Source organism: Rothia sp. HMSC072B03 (assembly GCF_001809565.1).
GTDB lineage: Bacteria > Actinomycetota > Actinomycetes > Actinomycetales > Micrococcaceae > Rothia > Rothia mucilaginosa_A.
The window spans coordinates 165,722-184,635 of record NZ_KV797964.1 but is presented as its reverse complement, the minus strand read 5'-3'; the positions used below and the strand labels follow the sequence as shown (position 1 = coordinate 184,635).

The 18,914-nt window shown below is 64.7% G+C and carries 15 protein-coding genes; 6 read left to right on the top strand and 9 right to left on the bottom strand.

Annotated features, from left to right (window positions below; all coding sequences use genetic code 11):
* Nucleotides 1-128: 128 nt before the first annotated feature.
* From gatB to HMPREF2630_RS01265, 9 genes are all read right to left on the bottom strand, one after another.
* Nucleotides 129-1,634: an Asp-tRNA(Asn)/Glu-tRNA(Gln) amidotransferase subunit GatB gene (gene gatB / locus HMPREF2630_RS01305; RefSeq protein WP_049332865.1), complete on the bottom strand. Its 1,506-nt coding sequence runs from the start codon at nucleotides 1,632-1,634 to the stop codon at nucleotides 129-131.
* Nucleotides 1,634-3,238 (bottom strand): Asp-tRNA(Asn)/Glu-tRNA(Gln) amidotransferase subunit GatA, encoded by a 1,605-nt coding sequence (gatA, locus tag HMPREF2630_RS01300; RefSeq protein WP_070483073.1) that lies wholly within the window; start codon nucleotides 3,236-3,238, stop codon nucleotides 1,634-1,636. Before gatA ends, gatB begins: the two co-directional genes overlap by 1 nt.
* A 15-nt stretch (nucleotides 3,239-3,253) precedes the next feature.
* Nucleotides 3,254-3,550, bottom strand: a complete 297-nt coding sequence (gatC, locus tag HMPREF2630_RS01295) for an Asp-tRNA(Asn)/Glu-tRNA(Gln) amidotransferase subunit GatC (protein ID WP_049332870.1) — start codon at nucleotides 3,548-3,550, stop codon at nucleotides 3,254-3,256.
* A 242-nt stretch (nucleotides 3,551-3,792) separates the two neighbouring features.
* The gene (locus tag HMPREF2630_RS01290) at nucleotides 3,793-4,566 is read right to left on the bottom strand and encodes a transglycosylase family protein (protein ID WP_049343071.1); all 774 of its coding nucleotides are present in this window, start codon (nucleotides 4,564-4,566) and stop codon (nucleotides 3,793-3,795) included.
* Nucleotides 4,567-5,291: 725 nt separating this feature from the next.
* Nucleotides 5,292-7,544 (bottom strand): NAD-dependent DNA ligase LigA, encoded by a 2,253-nt coding sequence (gene ligA, locus HMPREF2630_RS01285; protein WP_070483071.1) that lies wholly within the window; start codon nucleotides 7,542-7,544, stop codon nucleotides 5,292-5,294.
* Between the two features lie 158 nt (nucleotides 7,545-7,702).
* A complete protein-coding gene (locus tag HMPREF2630_RS01280) occupies nucleotides 7,703-8,596 on the bottom strand; it encodes a PP2C family protein-serine/threonine phosphatase (RefSeq protein WP_070483069.1) in 894 nt (297 codons plus the stop codon).
* A complete protein-coding gene (locus HMPREF2630_RS01275; protein WP_070483068.1) occupies nucleotides 8,593-9,771 on the bottom strand; it encodes an adenylate/guanylate cyclase domain-containing protein in 1,179 nt (392 codons plus the stop codon). The genes HMPREF2630_RS01280 and HMPREF2630_RS01275 overlap by 4 nt, the downstream gene beginning before the upstream one ends.
* Before the next feature lie 307 nt (nucleotides 9,772-10,078).
* Nucleotides 10,079-10,567: a glucose ABC transporter permease gene (locus HMPREF2630_RS01270; RefSeq protein ID WP_070483065.1), complete on the bottom strand. Its 489-nt coding sequence runs from the start codon at nucleotides 10,565-10,567 to the stop codon at nucleotides 10,079-10,081.
* A 64-nt stretch (nucleotides 10,568-10,631) separates the two neighbouring features.
* On the bottom strand, nucleotides 10,632-11,588 hold the full coding sequence (locus HMPREF2630_RS01265; RefSeq protein ID WP_049345079.1) for a biotin--[acetyl-CoA-carboxylase] ligase: 957 nt from the start codon (nucleotides 11,586-11,588) through the stop codon (nucleotides 10,632-10,634).
* A 281-nt stretch (nucleotides 11,589-11,869) separates the two neighbouring features.
* Here HMPREF2630_RS01265 and HMPREF2630_RS01260 point away from each other — a divergent pair, with 281 nt between their 5' ends.
* The 6 genes from HMPREF2630_RS01260 to HMPREF2630_RS09250 all read left to right on the top strand — a co-directional run bounded on the left by HMPREF2630_RS01260 (nucleotide 11,870) and on the right by HMPREF2630_RS09250 (nucleotide 18,755).
* Nucleotides 11,870-12,151, top strand: coding sequence for a YciI family protein (locus HMPREF2630_RS01260; protein WP_070483063.1), 282 nt, complete (start codon nucleotides 11,870-11,872; stop codon nucleotides 12,149-12,151).
* Between the two features lie 251 nt (nucleotides 12,152-12,402).
* Nucleotides 12,403-14,004, top strand: a complete 1,602-nt coding sequence (locus tag HMPREF2630_RS01255) for an acyl-CoA carboxylase subunit beta (RefSeq protein ID WP_070483062.1) — start codon at nucleotides 12,403-12,405, stop codon at nucleotides 14,002-14,004.
* Nucleotides 14,005-14,134: 130 nt separating this feature from the next.
* Nucleotides 14,135-14,548, top strand: coding sequence for an acyl-CoA carboxylase subunit epsilon (locus HMPREF2630_RS01250; protein ID WP_070483060.1), 414 nt, complete (start codon nucleotides 14,135-14,137; stop codon nucleotides 14,546-14,548).
* A 228-nt stretch (nucleotides 14,549-14,776) separates the two neighbouring features.
* Entirely contained in the window at nucleotides 14,777-15,901 is a 1,125-nt protein-coding gene (locus tag HMPREF2630_RS01245; protein WP_070483058.1) for a restriction endonuclease, read from the top strand.
* Between the two features lie 464 nt (nucleotides 15,902-16,365).
* Complete coding sequence (locus HMPREF2630_RS01240) at nucleotides 16,366-18,222, top strand: restriction endonuclease (protein ID WP_246822732.1); 1,857 nt, start codon at nucleotides 16,366-16,368, stop codon at nucleotides 18,220-18,222.
* Entirely contained in the window at nucleotides 18,219-18,755 is a 537-nt protein-coding gene (locus HMPREF2630_RS09250; protein ID WP_246822731.1) for a restriction endonuclease, read from the top strand. Before HMPREF2630_RS01240 ends, HMPREF2630_RS09250 begins: the two co-directional genes overlap by 4 nt.
* The last annotated feature ends 159 nt before the right edge of the window (nucleotides 18,756-18,914 follow it).

Below are 18,914 nucleotides of genomic sequence, written 5' to 3'. Positions count from 1 at the left end.
GGGCGGGTTCCCTGTAGGAACGAGGACGATAACCACCGTTCCAAGCGAAACAAAGGCAAACGAAAGAGGCGCCGCCTCCCACACAGGAGACAGCGCCTCTTTCGTTAGAGCCGGGTCAGCAGAAAAGTTTAGCCTTCCACGCCGCACTCAGCCAGAATCAGCTCACGCACGCGGGCGGCGTCAGCCTGACCGCGGGTAGCCTTCATGACCTGACCGACGATAGCGCCGGCTGCCTGAATCTTGCCGGCACGGATCTTGTCGGCAACGTCGGGCATTGCTGCCAGTGCTTCCTGAACGGCTGCGGTGAGCGCGCCGTCGTCGGAGACCACGGCGAGGCCGCGTGCCTCAACGATTTCGGCGGGGGTGCCTTCACCGGCGAGGACGAACTCGAGCACCTGGCGGGCAATCTTGTCGTTGATCTTGCCTTCGCCGATGAGAGCCTCGAGGGCGACCACGGTTGCGGGCTCCACGCCGAGGGCGGTGAGCTCAACCTCAGCCTGCTTTGCGCGGCGGGCGATTTCACCCATCCACCACTTGCGGGCTGCCGCAGCGGTTGCACCCGCGGCGACGGTCTCTTCGATGACGTCGAGTGCGCCGGCGTTGACGACGTCGCGGAACTCTTCGTCGGAGTAGCCCCATTCGTTCTTGAGGCGGCGGCGACGCTCTGCCGGCGGTTCGGGCAGCTCGGCGCGCAGACGCTCAATCCATTCGCTGTTGGTGACGACCGGGACCAGATCCGGCTCCGGGAAGTAGCGGTAGTCGTCGGCGTCGGACTTGGGGCGACCCGAGGAGGTTTCGCGGGTGTCTTCGTGCCAGTGGCGGGTCTCCTGGGTGACCTTCTCGCCGCGCTCGAGGATTGCGGCGTGGCGGCGAATCTCGTAGCGGACGGCGCGTTCGACCGAGCGCAGGGAGTTCACGTTCTTGGTCTCGGAGCGGGTGCCGAACTTCTCTGCGCCCTTGGGCATGAGGGAGACGTTGGCGTCGCAGCGGACGTTACCGCGTTCCATGCGGGCGTCGGAGATGCCGAGGGAGCGCACGATGTCGCGGATGGCGGCAACGTAGGCGCGGGCCAGCTCGGGTGCTCGCTCGCCGGCACCGACGATGGGTCGGGTCACGATTTCGATGAGCGGCACGCCGGCACGGTTGTAGTCGACCAGGGAGAAGGTTGCACCCTGGATGCGGCCGTCGGCACCGCCGACGTGGGTGAGCTTACCGGCGTCCTCCTCCATGTGGGCGCGCTCAATCTCGACGGTGAAGATGGTGCCGTCGTCGAGCTCGACGTCCAGGGAGCCGTTTTCGGCGATGGGGCCGTCGGCCTGGGAGGTCTGGAAGTTCTTCGGCGAGTCCGGGTAGAAGTAGTTCTTACGGGCGAAGTAGGACTTATCCGCGATATCGCAGCCCAGCGCCAGGCCGAGCTTGATGGCGGACTCGACGGCGGTCTTGTTCACCACGGGCAGCGCGCCGGGCAGGCCGAGCGAGACGGGGGTGATGTTGGTGTTGGGCGTATCGCCGAACTCGTTGGGTGCGGAGTCGAACATCTTGGTGTTGGTGTTCAGCTCAACGTGCACCTCGAAGCCGAGGACGGGATCGTACTTCTCGATGGCTTCTTCGAAGCTGAGGACTTCTTCACTCATTACTTGGTTCCCCCAAAGTCAAAGTCGCGGATCAGGGTTTCGGTGTCGGGCAGGCTCTTGTAGAGCGGTGCGCCCCACTTTGCGGTCAGCAGTTCTTCCAGGGCTGCACCGACGCGGTAGAGGCGAGCATCCTCGCGGGCGGGTGCGGTGAACTGGATGCCGACGGGCAGGTTGTTCTCCTCGGAGAGGCCGCCGGGCAGGGAGAGCGCCGGGACGCCCGCCAGGTTGACGGGCACGGTGGCGACGTCGCCCAGGTACATGGCCATGGGGTCGCCCTCGGTCTTCTCACCGAGCTTAAACGCGGTGGAGGGCGCGGTCGGGGAGATCAGCACGTCGCACTTTTCGAAGGCTGCTGCGTAGTCGCGCTGGATGAGGGTGCGCACGCGCAGTGCGGCGCCGTAGTAGGCGTCGTAGTTACCTGCGGACAGCGCGTAGGTGCCGAGGATGATACGGCGCTTCACCTCGTGGCCGAAGCCGGCGGCGCGGGTGGCGGCCATGACTCGCTCGATGGTGACGGGGCCGTCCTCGGGCACGACTCGCAGGCCGTAGCGCACGCCGTCGTAGCGTGCCAGGTTGGAGGACACCTCGGAGGACATAATCATGTAGTAGGCGCTGATGGCCTCGGTGACGGAGGGCAGGGAGACCTCAACAATCTCGGCGCCCGCGGCGCGCAGAGCCTCGACGGATTCGCGGAAGCGCGCGAGCACGCCGGCCTCGAAGCCTTCGCCGTCGCCGCCGCCGAGCTCCTTGATGACGCCGACGCGCAGGCCGGAGAGGTCACCCTTGCGGGCTGCTTCTGCGCCTGCCTTGGCCTCTTCGGCGAAGTTGCCGGGCGTATCGGGCAGAGAGGTGGAGTCGAGCGGGTCGTGACCTGCGATGGCCTCGTGCAGCATGGCGGTGTCGAGCACGGTGCGTGCGACGGGACCAACCTGGTCGAGGGAGGAAGCCATGGCGATGACGCCGTATCGGGAGACGGAGCCGTAGGTGGGCTTGACGCCGACGCTACCGGTCAGCGCTGCGGGCTGGCGGATGGAGCCACCGGTGTCGGTACCCAGGGCCAGGGGCGCCTGGAACGCGGTGACGGCCGCTGCGGAGCCGCCGCCGGAGCCGCCGGGGGCGCGGTCGAGTGCCCAGGGGTTGCGGACCACGCCGAACGCGGAGTGCTCGTTGGAGGAGCCCATGGCGAATTCGTCGAGGTTGGTCTTGCCGAGGATTGGCATGCGTGCCTCGCGAACCTTGCGGGTGACGGTGCCGTCGTAGGGGCTCATCCAGCCTTCAAGCATGCGGGATGCCGCGGTGGTGGGCTGACCCTTGGTGACGATGAGGTCCTTAACGGCGATGGGCACACCGGCCAGCGGGGGCAGTTCCTTGCCCGCTGCGCGGTCTGCATCCACTGCTGCCGCGGTGGCGAGTGCTTCTTCGGCGTTGACGTGCAGGAAGGCGTTGAGGCCGCTCTTGCCGTCTGCGCGGTTATCGCTCAGGGGTGCGCCATCGGTGGCGGCGATGCGGTCCAGGTGCGCCTGGGTGAGTTCGACGGAGGTAATCTCGCCGGCGGCCAGCTTGGCGGCGGCTTCGGCGGCGGTGAGCTGAATCAGTTCGTTCACTTGGTGTGTCTCCTCTTAGTCTTCGTCGAGGATTGCCGGCACGCGGAACTTGCCGTCCTGTGCGTCGGGGGCGCCGGAGAGCGCCTCTTCCTGGGTGAGGGTCGGGACGGGTACGTCTTCGCGGAAGACGTTCTCGAGGGGGATCGGGTGGCTGGTCGCGGGGATGTCGGCAGTTGCTTTCTGCGACATGGTCTCAACGGATGCGACGATGATGTCGAGTTCAGACGCCATCGCGGTGAGTTCTTCATCGGTCATCTCAATGAGTGCCAGCGATGCCAGGTGCTTGACCTGTTCAAAGGTGATGGCAGACATGGTTCTCCCGTAGTTTTGTTTTTTGTTTCTTCTCTAGTGTAGTGGAGGTTGGGTTTCTCGTCTCTTCGGGAGGCGTTCTGCCTACCTATCGGTCGGGGTACCGCCCGAGAGGGTGTGCGGCGACGGCCTTCACCGGGTACGTTCGGCTCCGCTACCGGAGGTTAACGCACAACGCCCCGCTCCTTCGGTGAAGGGCGGGGCGTTGTGGTACAGCGTCAGAACGACCGCTTCAGGGGTGAACCTTATGCGGGGATGTTCAGGACCTGGCCGGGGAAGATCAGGTCAACGTTGTAGATGATGTCGGTGTTCGCAGCGGCGATTGCCTGGTAGCCGCCTGCAACGCCGAGCTTCGAAGCGATCAGCGAGAGGGAGTCACCGGGAACCACGGTGTAGGTGCCTGCTGCAGCCTTGGGAGCTGCAACGGGTGCGGCTGCGGGAGCCTCAACTGCCGGTGCTGCTGCGGGAGCCTCAACTGCTGCGGGAGCTGCCTGAGCTGCCTGAGCTGCCGGTGCTGCTGCGGGAGCCTCAACTGCTGCGGGTGCAGCCTGAGCTGCAGGAGCTGCGGGTGCAGCCTGTGCCGCGGGAGCGGTGTAGGTCTGCTGGGTCTGCGACTGTGCAGCCACGGTGGTGGTTGCGGCGGTCGAGGTGGTGGGCTCGGTGTAGGTGGGAGCTGCGCCGGTCTTGCCGTAGAGGCCAAGCTTAGCGGAGCATGCGGGCCATGCGCCCCAGCCCTGGATAGCGAGCAGACGCTCGCCTGCCTCGATCTGCTGTGCACGGGTAGCGTTCGCGGGGGAGCCGGACATGCCGACGCCGTTCCAGGACTGCTGGGTGAACTGCAGACCGCCGTAGAAGCCGTTACCGGTGTTGATGGACCAGTTACCACCGGACTCGCACTGTGCCAGTGCGTCCCAGGTAGCACCGTCTACTGCGTTTGCAGCGGGCATCGACATGGTAGCTGCTGCAACGCCACCGATGGCGAGAGCTGCTGCGGTACGACGAATGGAAGTGTTCTTCATAATGCTCCTTGGGGCCGTCCCCGCTCGTTCCGTCCCCGGAACTCTGGCGCGGCGCCGCTCACCCTTTGATAACGAAGTAGGTTACTCATTTTCTGGCTCTACCATGTGAGCGGCTCTCCACCGATTTCATGTCACCGTGAGCGATTCTGCGCTAGTGCGCGGAATCCGGTGGCACTTCCTCGGTGGGGACGTGCGGTAGAACCGGGCATCGTTTCAAGCATTCCAAGCTTGAAACCACATAAGCGATTCCCTGACGAGAATCTTTCTGGTCTCCAAGATAGCCGAGGTTGTGGCGGTTTCCAACCCCGTTTTAGGTTCACAGCGAACGTCCTGACTTCTCCCAGGGTTCTTTAAGGTAAAGAGTGCAGGAAACGTTAATCCCCCGATTGAATCCCGGGGTTTTCGACCCGTTTTCCCCGATATTCCGGGGTTTTCTAGGGGGTTTAGCCGGATGCGCTCCCCCGCCCTCCGCCTCCTTTAACGGGTGCCCGCACCGCCCTAATAGGGGATTCGAACAGCGTGTAAAAAAATTTTAAATATTTCTACGCTCTCGGAGTGTTTTAAGCTCTCCAACCCCCAGAAACTGTGGTAATTACAAGTGCCAAATTTTGGTATTCGGGCCCCGAAGAACACTCTTCGGGGCCCGAATGGCGTACATACATACCTCAAATACCCCGCGACCCACAGTACCGCGGCCCGCGGAGACAGGGGAATACCTCGACGGCTTACGCCTCCGACTCTCCGGAGGTGCTTTCGGAGCCGGTATCAAGCGCCTCCGGGCCGCCCTCGAGCAGGGCGGTGAAGCCTTCCTCATCCAGCACCCGCAGGCCCAGGGCCTCGGCCTTATCCAGCTTCGAGCCGGCGTTCGCGCCGGCCACCACAAAGTGGGTCTTCTTCGAGACCGAGCCGGAGGCCTTGCCGCCGCGAGAAATAATGGCTTCCTTCGCGCCGTCACGGGTGTAACCGTTCAGCGTGCCGGTCACAACCACGGTCAAGCCCTCCAGGGTGCGTTCCACGGACTCGTCACGAGTATCTTCCATGCGCACGCCGGCGGCGGCCCAGGAGTCCACGATTTCGGCGTGCCAATCCTCAGCGAACCACTCGATAATCGAGTCCGCAATGGTGGGGCCCACGCCGTCCACCGAGGCCAGACGCTCGCGATCCGCCTCGCGGATAGCCTGCATCGAACCGAACTCGGTCGCAAGCGCACGGGCGGCGGTCGGGCCCACGTGGCGAATAGAGAGGGCAACCAGCACGCGCCACAGCGGCTGCTGCTTAGCCTTCTCCAGCTCGGCGAAGAGGTTCAGCGTATTCTTCGTGGGCTTCGGCTCGGGGCGCGCCTTGGTCGGCTTGGTGTAGAAGTAGGGCACGCGCTCCATCTTCCCGGTGCCCACGCCCTTGACCTTCTTCTCACGTTCGATGGTCACCTCGCGCAGGTCCTCGGGGGTCAGGTCGAAGAGATGCGCCTCGGTGGTCAGCGGAGGGGTGTCCGGGGTTGCGGGGCTGGTGAGCGCCTTGGCGGCCTCGAAGCCCAGCGCCTCAATGTCGAAGGCACCGCGGCTTGCCGCGTAGTACACACGCTCGGTCAGCTGCGCCGGGCAGGAGCGGGGGTTCGTGCAGCGCAGGTCCACGTCGCCTTCCTTGCCGGGGGCAAGGGGCGAGCCGCAGGAGGGGCACTCGCTGGGCATGACGAACTCGCGTTCGGTGCCGTCGCGCAGGGCGACCACGGGGGCGACGATTTCGGGGATCACGTCGCCTGCCTTGCGCAGCACCACGGTGTCGCCGATGAGCACGCCCTTAGCTTTGACCACGTCCTGGTTGTGCAGGGTGGCCCGCTCCACGGTCGAGCCCGAGACAAACACGGGCTCCATGACGCCGTAGGGGGTCACGCGGCCGGTGCGTCCCACGTCCACGCGGATGTCCAGCAGCTTGGTGTTCACCTCTTCGGGCGGGTACTTGTACGCCACGGCCCAGCGCGGCACGCGAGAGGTGTAGCCCAGCTGCGCCTGGGTTGCGAAATCGTTGACCTTGATGACGATGCCGTCAATCTCGTGCACTAGGGAGTGGCGTTGCTCGCCGTAGCGGTTGATGAAGTCGAAGATGCCCTCGACCGAATCGGTCAGCTCACTGTAGGGGCTCACGGGCAGGCCCCAGGAGGCGAGCAGGTCGTAGGTCTCAAACTGGGTGTCAATCTCCAGGCCGGTACGCGAGCCGATGCCGTGCACGTACATGCTCAGCGGTCGGGAGGCGGTCACCGCCGGGTCCTTCTGGCGCAGCGAACCTGCCGCTGCGTTACGCGGGTTCGCGAAGGGGTTCTTGCCGGCGGCAATCATGGACTCGTTGAGCTTCTCGAAGTCGGCGGAGGAGATGAACACCTCGCCGCGAATCTCGATTTCTTCGGGGTGGCCCTCGCCACTCAGCTGCTGCGGGATGCTCGCAATGGTGCGCACGTTGTGGGTGACGTCCTCGCCGGTGGTGCCGTCACCGCGGGTTGCCGCACGCACGAGGGTGCCGTTGCGGTAAAGCAGGTTCACGGCCAGGCCGTCGATCTTCAGCTCGGTGAGCCAGCGCGGGGCGGCGCCGGTAAGGTTGCGGACGCTCTCCTCGGTCTTGGTCAGCCAGGCGCGCAGCTCCTCGAAGGAGAAGACGTCCTCGAGGGAGTACATGCGTTCCAGGTGGGTGACGGGCGCGAAGGCTTCGATGGCTTCGCCGCCGACCTCCTGGGTGGGCGAGTCGTTGGCGATGATGAGCGGGTGCTCGGCCTCGATGATTTCGAGGCGGCGGTAGAGAGCATCGTACTCGGCGTCGGAGAGGAACGGTGCGTCCTCGTTGTAGTAGGCGCGGCGGGCGGCGCGAATCTTATCTGTCAGCTCCGCGTATTCGGCGCGCAAGGCATCCGTAATCTTCTCGGAGTTTTCTGCGGGGCTCTCTGCTCGAGTCTCAGCGGGTGCGGTGGTGGGGGCGTTGTTCTCAGTCACCCGTCCAGTTTAACGTGTTGGGGCGCGCTCCTCCCCCGCCGCCGTCACGGCGGCTCCTTCCCGGCCGGTTTCCCGCGGGTAGAGTTCACCCCCGCATCCTGCCGGCACTCGAGCGAGTACCCGCTGAAGGCGGGGGGGGGTGCATCAGAACTATGGGTTTAGGCCTCGACGGCATCCGCCACGATGACGGTGATGTTATCACGGCCGCCCGAGCGCAGCGCCTCGTGCTGCAGCACGTCCGCGGCGTCCTGCGGGTGACGAATCGAGGTGAGCACGCGGGCCATGTACTCGTGCGACAGCTCGCCGGAGAGGCCGTCGGAGCAGAGCATCAGGCGGTCGCCGGGGCGTGCGGGCAGAACCCAGAAGTCCGGTTCCCAGTAGTTGCCGGTGCCCAGCGCGCGGGTAATCACGTTGCGGCGCGGGTGGGTTAGCGCCTCCATGGGCGTAATCTGGCCCTCGTCGACCAGGTACTGCACCTCGGAGTGGTCCGTCGTAATCTGCTCCAGCGATGCGGCGCCCTCGGACCCGGGCAGCTTCTCCATGCTGGAGTGGTGGATGCCGTCGTCCTCGCGCATCAGGCGGTAGGTACGGGAATCGCCGATGTTGAAGACGACCCACAGGTTCTGCCGGCCGATGCGGGTCAGCCATGCACCGGTCACGGTGGTGCCGCCGGAACGCGAGAGAGCTTCCTTGATCTCCTCGTTGGTTTCGCCGAGGATGTCGTGCAGACGGTCGAGTGCCTGCACGATTTCCTTGTTCAGCTCGGCGTTGATGCGGCGGCGACGCTTGACCGGGTCGCTCTCGTCAATGGCGGCGATGCGTTCGGTGTAGGCCGCCTGCTCGCTTTCGCTGCGGCCGCCGGGCATCGTGAAGAAAGGCGAGTAGGCGAGCTGACGCACGCACAGGCGTGAGGCGACCTCGCCGGCTTCGTGGCCGCCCATGCCGTCCGCGACCACGCAGAGGGAACCGGCGACGACCATCGAATCTTCGTTGTTTTCTCGATGTGCGCCGCGGTGAGTGGCACCGCCGGTACGTAGTTTCAGTTCAGTCATGAGAGGTTGATCTCCATAGTGTAGTGTGCGCGACGGGTCACCGCCACGGGGTCTACGTTACCAAAGCTTCGGACGTTTCGCGTTCCCTGGGATGTGAGGGTGTAATGATTTCCCACCTGTCGGAGTGTGTTTGCCGTCTCATTATCGGTGAGCACGGTTCCCGGTTCGGCCAGGGAAACCAGGCGCGAGGCCAGGTTCACGCTGGAGCCGTACACGTCGCCGCGGTTGGCCAGAACCTCGCCCCAGATGAAGGCGACGCGCACATCCGGCAACTGCGGGTCTGCGCCAATCTTTTCGGAGAGCTGCAGGCTGATCTCGGCTATCGCATCCGGGGTTTCGGTGAGGAAGAACACCTCGTCGCCAAGAGTCTTAATGATGCGTCCGCCCAGAGGCGCGATGACGTCCAGGCAGCTCTGCTCGAAGTGGTTAATGAGCTGCGAGAGGGCCGCCGCGTCCAGGTTACGCACCAGGGAGGTGTACGAGACCAGGTCCACGAAGCCCACGCCGCGCACGAGCGGCAGGTGGGCGATGCCCGAGCTGGTGGCGCTGTTCTCGCGCAGGCCCAGGCGCAGGATTCCGGCGTACATCTGACGGCGGTAGGCGTAGACGGCCAGGTGCTCGAGCGTCTCGAGGTAGCGGGGGAAATCCAGAAGTAGCTTGCGGCGGGCCTCGTTGTCGTCCACGTCCTCGGTGACCATGATGTTGTGCACCAGGGCCTCAATCTGCCAGGCGACCGTGCGATCGGTCAGCTGGCCCTCGGCGCGAACCAGGGACACCACGTACTCCATACGAATCGTGCCCTCGTCGTCCAGGGCCCGCAGGTCGGCGAGCATGCGCACATCGGTATCGGTGAAGTAGGGAACGTTCGGGGCGATATCGGGGAACCCCATGTTGCGCCAGATGCGGCGGGCCGCTTCCAGCGGAATCCCGGCAAGCTCCGAGGCCTGCGAGGGGGTGTAGCGACTGCCTTCGCCGAGCAGGGACTTCTCGAGGGCGCGCACGCCCTCCTTGGAGCGTTCGTCCCGGTAGATGTTGTTTTGGGCGAGGTTCTGCAGAATCTTGAGGTTGAGCATCTGGGTTTCGGGGCCCATGCTCCCGCCGGAGGAACCCGCCGGAGCGGCGTCGCCCGATTCCCGCGGAGAGGGTTCGGGTCGGTAGTGGTTCGCCGTGCTCATAACCGTTACCGGTCCTTTCTTCTCTGCCGGATGAATAGTTCGTTGTTCTGCCCGGGCTTGCGCCATCCGCCGGGGCATTAAATGCCTGCCGCGCGAACGCTTCCCGCCGGTTAGGGCGCCTTCCGCCGCGGCGAATCGTGCCCTGCACCCCACCCGGCGTGTGGTTCCGGGCTCACCTCTACCCCCATGAGAGGGCTCGGTAGTGGAGTATTTCACAGTTAAGGATACTCCAGTCAGCGTTTTTCCGGCGGGGTTCAGCCGAGGGTCTGTCCCACGAGTCCGCTTTGGCGCGGCGAAACGGTGAAGTTTAGATGTAGCCGGCGCGCAGGGGGTAGTGCTCGCGGTAGGCCGACTCCAGCTCCGCGTCGAAGCGTTCGGGGGCGGGAACGTAGCGCAGACGGTGGTGCACTCCGCGGCATACCACGTAGACCGAACCGTACCCCAGCCAGGACCCCGGAACGCTCTCACGCACCCAGCGCCGCCCGAGCGAATCCAGGTAGAGAGACTCGTCGCCCGTGCAGGTCACGAGCCCCCGCCGCACCACCAGGCGGTGCGTGGTGATGAGGTACCCGGTGGTCAGCCAGCGCCACCCGATGCGCAGTGCGCCGATGAAGAAAGCGACCGCCGCAATTGTGCCGACCCACCAGAGGATCGCGGAGGAACGCGCCGTGGATGCGAAGGCCGCCGCCGCGATGCCGAGCAGCAGGCAGGTGAGGCTGGGCAGCAGCGCCCCCGGGTGCTGGCGGGTCGCGACGATGACGTATTCGCCGGGGTTGAGTTGTCCGCGCAGGCGCATGGCACTCCTCGATTGGTGGTGGGTCTGGTGTTGGCGAGTCGGTCGCCGGGGTCTTCTCGTACCTCTAGTGTGCCGGTCGGAAGTCCCCGTAGCTACCGTTGGCCGGGCGCAGGTGCTCAATATCGCCCACCGCGTAGGGGGCGAGCGTGCCGTCCTCGCGACGAATCAGGATGCGTCCCTGCGCGTCCATGTCCTCGGCCACGCCGCGCACGACGCTGCCGTCGGGCAGGCTCATGGCCACCTCGGCGCCGAGGGTGGAGCACACGGCGCGGGCCGCATCCAGCAGGCTGGGCGCGCCGGTGAGGGGGTCGGCGGCCTCGGGGTCTCCCCCGGCGCGCAGGAAGGCGCGGTAGCGTCGGGCGAAGGCGATCAGCAGACGCTCGAGCACCTCGGTCGAGTCGACGGTGCGTCCCGTGCACAGAAGCAGGCTCGTGGCGGTGGGGACCGGGAGCTGCCCTGCGGTCATGTTGGTGTTCTGGCCGATGCCCACGATAATACTGCGTAGCCCCTCGTTGGCTCCGCTTTCGGGTACAAGCTGGGCGAGCACGCCGCAGCCCTTCGCCCCGTTGGCGATAACGTCGTTGGGCCATTTGAGGTGGGCCTCGGCGCCGTAGTGCCGCCAGATGTCCACGACGCTCAGCCCGGCCACGAGGGTGAGCCAGTGGTAGCTGTCTTCGGGCAGTTCGCGGGTACCGGGTTCGGTCGAGGCGTGCGGGCGCACCACGATGCTCGTGGCCAGGCACGCGCCGGGCGGCGCGGTCCAGGGGCGAGCCAGCCGGCCTCGGCCGTCGCTTTGGTAGAGGGTTGAGAAGACGGAGAGTTCGCCGAGGCTTTCGCGGTCGGCGTCGGTTCCGTTCATGAGCAGTTCGCGGGCCCGGGTGGTGGTGGAGTCCACGCTGTCGAAGAGGTGCACGCTCGCGTAGCCGGCATCCAGGGCGGCGGTGCGGGCGCGGGGTGCATCCAGCACGGTGGTATCCAGCACGGTGGCCGGAGTCCGTTCGCTCTCGTTGCTTTCGGTCATGTTCTCCCCCGGTTTGTTCTGGTTTTTGGTTTGTTCTGGTTTTCGTGCTTCGCGCGGCACCCGTCGGCACGTTGCGGCCCGTTCGGTTCTGCCCAAACGGTGCGGGTTCTCACGATATCATCAAGCGGCCGTCCACCGCGCCCCTTCCGCCGCTTTCTTTGCGTGCCCGCTGTTCCCGGCGGCGACGAGACGGTACATTAGACAGTGCGGGTGTGTAATGCACCGAAGCAGAAGCGGGGTCCGCCCCGCTCATCCCGAGTTTTAGCCCGAAGGAAGTCCCCATGGCTCACTACGCAATTACCTACGTTTACGCCGCACCCGAGGAGCAGGCCAAGTACCGTCCGGCTCACCGCGAGTACCTGGCCTCTCAGATTGAGGCCGGCAACCTGATTGTTTCCGGCCCCCTGCTCGACGGCGAGGTCGCAACCGGCGCCCTGCTGATTGCGAAGGTCGACTCCGCTGAGGACGCCGAGAAGATTGTGGCTAACGACCCCATGAACGTCGGCGGCGCCGTGGTTTCGCACACTGTGACCGTCTGGAACCCCGTGCTGGGCACCATCTAGTCGTTTTCCGTCGTCGATACGGACGCTTCCCCTCCCGCGGCTCATAAGGGCCCGCGCGGAGGGGATTTCTGCGTGCACGCGAGTGTATCTAACGATGGGATGTGCGCTCTTCGTCTGGCATGTGTGCCCCAGTTCGCACTATAGTTTAAGGATATGCACTGTTATGCCCGTCCCGTCGTCGGGGAGGGCAAACATCCATCACCGCAACCACTGGCTCCCGTCGCGTCGGGTAGGAGCAGGAACGAGGAATAATGTCCGAGAACCTCCAGCAGGAATACGATCTGAGCACCACCGCCGGTAAGCTCGCCGATTTTTACGCGCGCCGCGAGCGTAGCTACGTGCCCAGCGGTGAGGCAGCCATCGAAAAGCAGCATGCCCGTGGTAAGAACACCGCCCGCGAGCGCATCGAAATGCTCCTGGACGAGGGCTCTTTTGTTGAGTTCGACGCCCTGGCGCGCCACCGCACCACGGCCTTCGGCATGGAGTCGAAGAAGCCTCTCGGCGACGGCCTGGTCTCCGGCTACGGCACGGTGGATGGCCGCCTGGTCGCCGTGTACTCTCAGGATTTCACCGTGTACGGCGGTTCCCTCTCGCAGGTCAACGGCGAGAAGATCGTGAAGGTGCAGAAGTTTGCGCTGAAGAACGGCTGCCCCGTCATCGGCATTAACGACGGCGGCGGCGCCCGCATCCAGGAGGGTGTGGCCTCGCTGGCGATGTTCGCCGATATCTTCCGTATGAACGTGCGCGCCTCCGGCGTGATCCCGCAGATTTCGGTCATTATGGGCCCCTGCGCCGGCGGTGCGGCGTACTCCCCCGCCCTGACCGATTACATCGTCATGGTGGATAAGACCTCCCACATGTTCATCACCGGCCCGGACGTCATCAAGACCGTGACCGGCGAGGACGTGGACATGGAGACCCTGGGTGGCGCGCGTCAGCACAATTCCGTGACCGGCACCAGCACCTACCTGGCCGAGGATGAGGACGACGCCTTCGACTTCGTGCGCGAGCTGCTGGAGTTCCTGCCCTCGAATAACCTCACGGAGTCCCTGCCGCTTGAGCACGATCAGGAGCCCGAGGTGACCGTGGACGACCTGGATCTGGATACCCTGATTCCGGATTCGGCCAACCAGCCCTACGATATGCGCGAGGTTATCGAGTCGGTCGTGGACGACGGCCACTTCCTCGAGATGCAGGCGCTGTACGCCCCGAACGTGATGATTGGTTACGCCCGCGTTGAGGGCCGCACGGTCGGTATCGTCGCCAACCAGCCGATGCAGTTCGCCGGCTGCCTGGACATTTCGGCTTCCGAGAAGGCCGCCCGCTTCGTGCGCAATTGCGATGCCTTCAACATTCCGATTCTGACCTTCGTGGATGTGCCCGGCTTCCTGCCCGGCACCGATCAGGAGTTCAACGGCATTATTCGCCGCGGCGCGAAGCTGCTCTACGCCTACGCGGAGGCGACCGTTCCGCTGGTCACCGTCATTACCCGCAAGGCCTACGGTGGCGCGTACATCGTGATGGGTTCGAAGAAGCTGGGCGCCGACATCAACCTGGCCTGGCCCACCGCCCAGATTGGTGTGATGGGTGCGCAGGGCGCCGTTAACATCCTGTACCGCCGCGAGCTGGCTGCGCTGGCCGCCGAGGGCGGTGACGTTGAGGCACGCCGCGTCGAGCTGATCGCCAAGTACGAGGAGGAGCTGCTGAACCCTTACCAGGCGGCTGAGCTCGGTTACATCGACGAGGTGATCGCCCCGAGCGAGACTCGCGTGCGCATCATCTCCTCGCTGCGCGCCCTGCACGATAAGCGTGCGGCCACCCCCGCGAAGAAGCACGGCAACATCCCGCTGTAAACCTCGCGACAATAGCGTTTCTACTCCCATGTATTGGGGTGCCGCCCGCGCCCCGTACCGCACGGTTCGCTCCCTCCGAAACCAGGAGGGTCGAACCGTGCGGGTTCTTAGGTTCTAAGGAGGCGTGCCGATGGCAGGCTACAATCCGCTGAGTTACTTCTCGTTCGGCAAGAAGAAGGATGCGACGAGCACCTCGGCGACCCCCGCCCCGTCGGGTCGAGGCCGCGAGGGCGCGCACGCTTCCTCGCGCGGCGCGTCCCGGGCACATTCCGAGGCGGTCGCCCCTTCGCCCCGCGGTCGGGCTGAGGCACATCACGAGGAGGCCGAGGAGCACGAGCCGTTCCTGAAGGTCACGAAGGGCAACCCGACCGAGGAGGAGCTCGCGGCTCTGACCGCCGTGGTGGCCGCGATGCAGGCGAACGCCGCGCACCAGGAGCAGAACACGCTGGTGGGTGCGGCTTCGCGCATCTTGAACCGTCGTCAGCGTCTGGGCGCCTCGTTGCGTCCGGGCCCCGGTTCGTGGAGGCGCGCGCGCCCCATGTAGGCTTTCTCTCCGATTTAGATTGGTTCCCGCCGATTGTCGAAAGACACGGCGGGAATCATTTATTTTCTGGCTTCTTTATCGAAATAGCACCGTATTCATCGCAGAATACAGATAACCGAGTGGTTCCGTCATAATTCACCCGGATAGGGCATAATGATGCGCTTTAGTGATACGATATACACACAATCATAATAGTGTTGATATACGACAGGGAACGTGTCTAAAAATATGACTAAAAATCACAAGCCCCCTCCGGATGTCTACATCACACTTCTCCTGCCGACGCTACGGCGCCTGTCGAAAACCTCACCTCGCACAGCCGCCTATATTTGTGAACAGCTACGACAGCAGACAAAGGCCCTCGGCTCGCGGAAGGATCTTCCGGACCTCGAATCCACCGATTTTGCGGCTGCGGTGCGTACCACCCTTAAGATCTTGGTGGCGTTGCGTTACGCCCAGCTCATGCCCCGGCTTACCCCGTGGGAGAAGCGCAAGTACCTCCTCACTCCCCTGGGTGCGGAGCTCACCTGCACCCCGCATCTGCGCGGCACCGTGCCGCCGCGCGTGGTCAAGCAGGTTCAGTCGCTGTGCGCGCAAAACCTGACCGCCAAGAGCGCCAAAAAGCTTAAGAAACAGGCCAACGCCCTCCTTCAGGAGGCGCAGACGCGGCGCTCGCTCTTCTCTCATTCCTCCGAGGATTCGGGGCTGGATGCGTTCCTCCCGGCAGAGGCTGAAAGCGTGCAGGAGCAACTCGCCGCGACCGGCACCCCCGGAGAGGCGGGTTTCGGTGACGGGTCACCACAGGGCACTCCCCTCGACGTGATACTCAAGGCCAGCGAATCGCCAATTATGCACGCCCAGGCTGAATTTGCCGAGCATTTTACGCGGGATTTAATTCAGCATATTTACGCCGTTACCCCGGAATATTTTGAGCATATTGTGGCCGATATTTTTACGGCCCTCGGCTTTATCACCGAGGTGACCGGCGGCGTGGATGATAAGGGCGTCGACGTTATTGCCCGCTATTCCGACGGTCTCGATTTCGCTCCCATTTACATTCAGGTTAAGCACTATTGCGGAACCATGAAGGTTACGCCCAATGAGATTCAGAAGCTGGCCGGGGCGGTTCTTCTGCACGGCGGTCTGCAGGGTGTGCTCGTGACCTGCGGTTCGTTCGCCCAGCCGGTTCCCGAGTACCTGCAGGGCCTTCCGGGCGCGCGCAATATAGCCCTGGTCGATCAGCACAAGCTGGTGGAGCTCATGATTCGCCATCGCGTGGGCGTGCGCGAGGGCGAGGGCGAATGTGGCTACACAATTGACGAAGAGTACTTCGAGAAGGGCATAGAACCCTAACCTACCCCGTGCTGGTGGCGCAGCTACCGCGGCCGCTCGCACGGGGATTTACGCCTGCGACACGAGCTTGCGATATACGTATGTATATTCGCCGGATATTTGCCGGCCACGATATGCGCTGCGGCAAATTCTTTCGGCCCCCATTTCCCCGCGGCGCCCGTTGATGTCTCGGTAGATTTCTCGGTATTTCTCGTCATTAATTCCGGCACCTATCTTCCGCATATTTTCTTCCGCGTATTTCTCGGCTTACCCCAAAATGGGGAGCGCCGCCTTGTACGGCTAGAATAAAGAATGTTATGCGACGCATATTCCTCGCGTTCTCAGAGCAGAGGACAGCTCCGGGTTAGGGAGATAAGCCCCGCAATATTCACTCGGGGGCCGCCCTTACTCGGCCCGAGCGTCGTTCGCGGCGCGTCGCACCACCATAAATTCATACATTTAAATCACGATAAGGAATCCCCCCAGTGGCTTTTGTGAATAAAACGATGCTTCACCTCGATCACTCCGACCTGCGTCAGCTGCAGGAACAGACTTCCTGGGAGGCGCTGCCCGAGCAGGCTCACACCCTCAGCCTCGCGGCCGTTTTCTCGCTCCTGCACCACTTTGAGCGTGCATCCGAGCGGGGCGAGAAGGTTTTCTTCCCCGATACGTACACCCCGGTCGGTGTGGACCTGGGCTTCACCATGACTCAGCGTTTTATCGCCGTCGATGACACCGTGCTCTTCCGCGAGGCCGTCAATAAACTCATCACCGCCCTCGTCAACAGCGACTACCTGGAGGTTTCCCTCAGCCAGCTGCACCCCGGCAACCTGAACTACGCGCTCAGCGAGGCCGGGCGCGAGCTACTCGCCGCCCCCAAGGAGAGCCAGGCCCGCGACCTCGCGAAGATTCTGCCCCTGCAGACCGGCGTCTACCTGTACTACCTGCAGCGCTTCTACCCCGAGCTGCTCTCGCATCTAACGGTCTGCGAGCTGCTGCCGATCGTGCTGAGCGTCACCCCCTCCTACCCCGCGACCGCCCCCGTTAAGATTCGCGAACTGGTGCTGCGCGAGTGCGGTTTCGTGCAGGGCTGGTACGGCCTGTCCTACCTGGAGCAGCGCATCGTCGAGCCCGCCATCGCCCGGGCGCTGAGTCTGCTGACCCGCGCCGGATACCTGCGCACGAAGACCATCCACGAGCACACCGATTCGCCGGTGACCCTGTACTCACTCTCGCCCGAGGCGAAGGAACTCGTGGCACGCTACCCCGAGCAGGCGGTACCCGCCGCCGAGCTGTCCTCGGTGCTGAAGGAGGTCCCCGAGGACGATGCCGCCGCCGTAACCGCAGAGGATATTCTCGCGACCGAGAAGCTGCTGGTGCACATGGGCGCCCTGCTCTTCGGCGTGCTCAACGATGGCGGCGCGGACGTCGAGCTGAGCCTGCCCAGCCTGGAGCAGGTCTTCGAGCGGGACGAACGTCTCAAGGCCGCCGCGGAGAACCCCTACTTCCAGCGGATTGAGGCGCAGGACTACCTCTACGACGTGCTGACCGCGCACCGTTACCTCTCCGAGCGCGACACCGTGTACTCGCTGGGACCGGATTTTGCCCCCGCGCTCGCGCAGGCTCAGGAGCCGAAGGTTGAACGCCTGGTGACCGCGGCCCTGCTCGACCCCGCCGCGGTGGATGCGCTGCCCTACCCGCACCAGCTGCTCTACCCGATCCTGAAGATTGTGAGCGAGAGCCCGCGCATCTCGTACTACGACGTGTACGACGAGCTGAAGGCTTCCCTCAACATCCCCTACCTGCAGGGGGAAATCGCGCCGCACCGCTACAAGCTGACCCCGCGCCTGCGCAACCGCTTCTCGGTGGCCATGCACGTGCTCAAGGGTGAGCGGCTCTTGAACGCCCTGCGCGAGGGTACGGGCCGCACCTCCCGCAAGAACCCGGAACGCTACGAGCTGAGCGAGTCGGGTCGCGAGCTGCTGGAGCGATTCCCCGAGGGCGCCCCGGAGGCGGTGACCGCCCGCATGGCGCCCCTGCCGCCGCAATCGCTCAAGCACAAGCTGCCGCAGGATATTGCCGAGGAGCTTGCCGCCCGCGAGCAGGCGGTGCAGGCAGCCAAGGAGGCGCGCGCTGCCGAGCGTCAGGCCCGCCTGGCCGCTCGTGAGCAGTCGCATCGTGCCGAGCCGGTGCCGGGCGCATCCCCCGCGATGCTGGCCCGCCCGGGTGCCGCCGCGCCCGCTACCCCCTCGGCCTCGGAAGCCCCGCGGTACCCGTCTCGGTTCCGGCCCCCGCACAAGCAACGGCCCCCGCCGTTTCCGAGGCACCCGCCGCAACCGTGAGCGTCGAGCCCTCCGCAGCCCTTGAGGTCGCCGCATCCCAGGTGCGTGAGGCTCTCAAGCGCTACCGCGCGGTCTTCCGCCGCGAGGCCCTGGTCCCGGCGCTGGCGGGCGTGAGCGACGAGCGGTTCCGCCGCATCGGGTTCGATCTGTTCCTCATGCGCGGCTACAGCGTTGAGCCGTTGGATGCTCAGGGCGTGGACGGCGTGGCGACCCCCGCCAGCGGCGATGCAGAACGCGCGTTCTACATTCGGGCCCTACGTCTGGATTCCGGAACGGTTTCCCCGCGGGAGGTCACCCAATTCTTCCTGGCCGTACACGCCCGAGGCGGTCAGCTCGGCACCTTCATCACGAACACCGCGTTCAGCGATGAGGCCTACGACGAGTTCATTCGCTGCTCGACCAAGTACCCGCAGATTCTGGTGGATCTGGTTTCGGGTAATGAGCTACAGGATCGCCTTATCGCGCACCGCCTGGGCGTGGCCGAAGGAGCCGGCGGTCTGCTCGAGATGAAGGGCGAGTACTTCACGAGCTAACGGCCCGCGGGGTGGCCGGGCGGAGCCGGGAGGTCCGCATCCGGACGAAAGAGCCACTATCGAGAGGCCCGTGCACACGAGAATCATCCGTGCGCGCGGGCCCCGTGCTCTCCCGGGCCCCCACCCGGTCCGCCCCGTCGCGGTGTGTAATAATACCGC

Excerpts from the sequence above, each read along its gene's own strand:
- HMPREF2630_RS01280 (WP_070483069.1), bottom strand. The coding sequence starts at position 8,596 with ATGACTGAACTGAAACTACGTACCGGCGGTGCCACTCACCGCGGCGCA.
- HMPREF2630_RS01275 (WP_070483068.1), bottom strand. The coding sequence starts at position 9,771 with ATGAGCACGGCGAACCACTACCGACCCGAACCCTCTCCGCGGGAATCG.
- HMPREF2630_RS01255 (WP_070483062.1), top strand. The coding sequence starts at position 12,403 with ATGTCCGAGAACCTCCAGCAGGAATACGATCTGAGCACCACCGCCGGT.
- HMPREF2630_RS01250 (WP_070483060.1), top strand. The coding sequence starts at position 14,135 with ATGGCAGGCTACAATCCGCTGAGTTACTTCTCGTTCGGCAAGAAGAAG.
- HMPREF2630_RS01270 (WP_070483065.1), bottom strand. The coding sequence starts at position 10,567 with ATGCGCCTGCGCGGACAACTCAACCCCGGCGAATACGTCATCGTCGCG.
- gatC (WP_049332870.1), bottom strand. The coding sequence starts at position 3,550 with ATGTCTGCCATCACCTTTGAACAGGTCAAGCACCTGGCATCGCTGGCA.
- HMPREF2630_RS01245 (WP_070483058.1), top strand. The coding sequence starts at position 14,777 with ATGACTAAAAATCACAAGCCCCCTCCGGATGTCTACATCACACTTCTC.
- HMPREF2630_RS01265 (WP_049345079.1), bottom strand. The coding sequence starts at position 11,588 with ATGACCGAAAGCAACGAGAGCGAACGGACTCCGGCCACCGTGCTGGAT.
- HMPREF2630_RS01290 (WP_049343071.1), bottom strand. The coding sequence starts at position 4,566 with ATGAAGAACACTTCCATTCGTCGTACCGCAGCAGCTCTCGCCATCGGT.
- HMPREF2630_RS01260 (WP_070483063.1), top strand. The coding sequence starts at position 11,870 with ATGGCTCACTACGCAATTACCTACGTTTACGCCGCACCCGAGGAGCAG.
- gatB (WP_049332865.1), bottom strand. The coding sequence starts at position 1,634 with ATGAGTGAAGAAGTCCTCAGCTTCGAAGAAGCCATCGAGAAGTACGAT.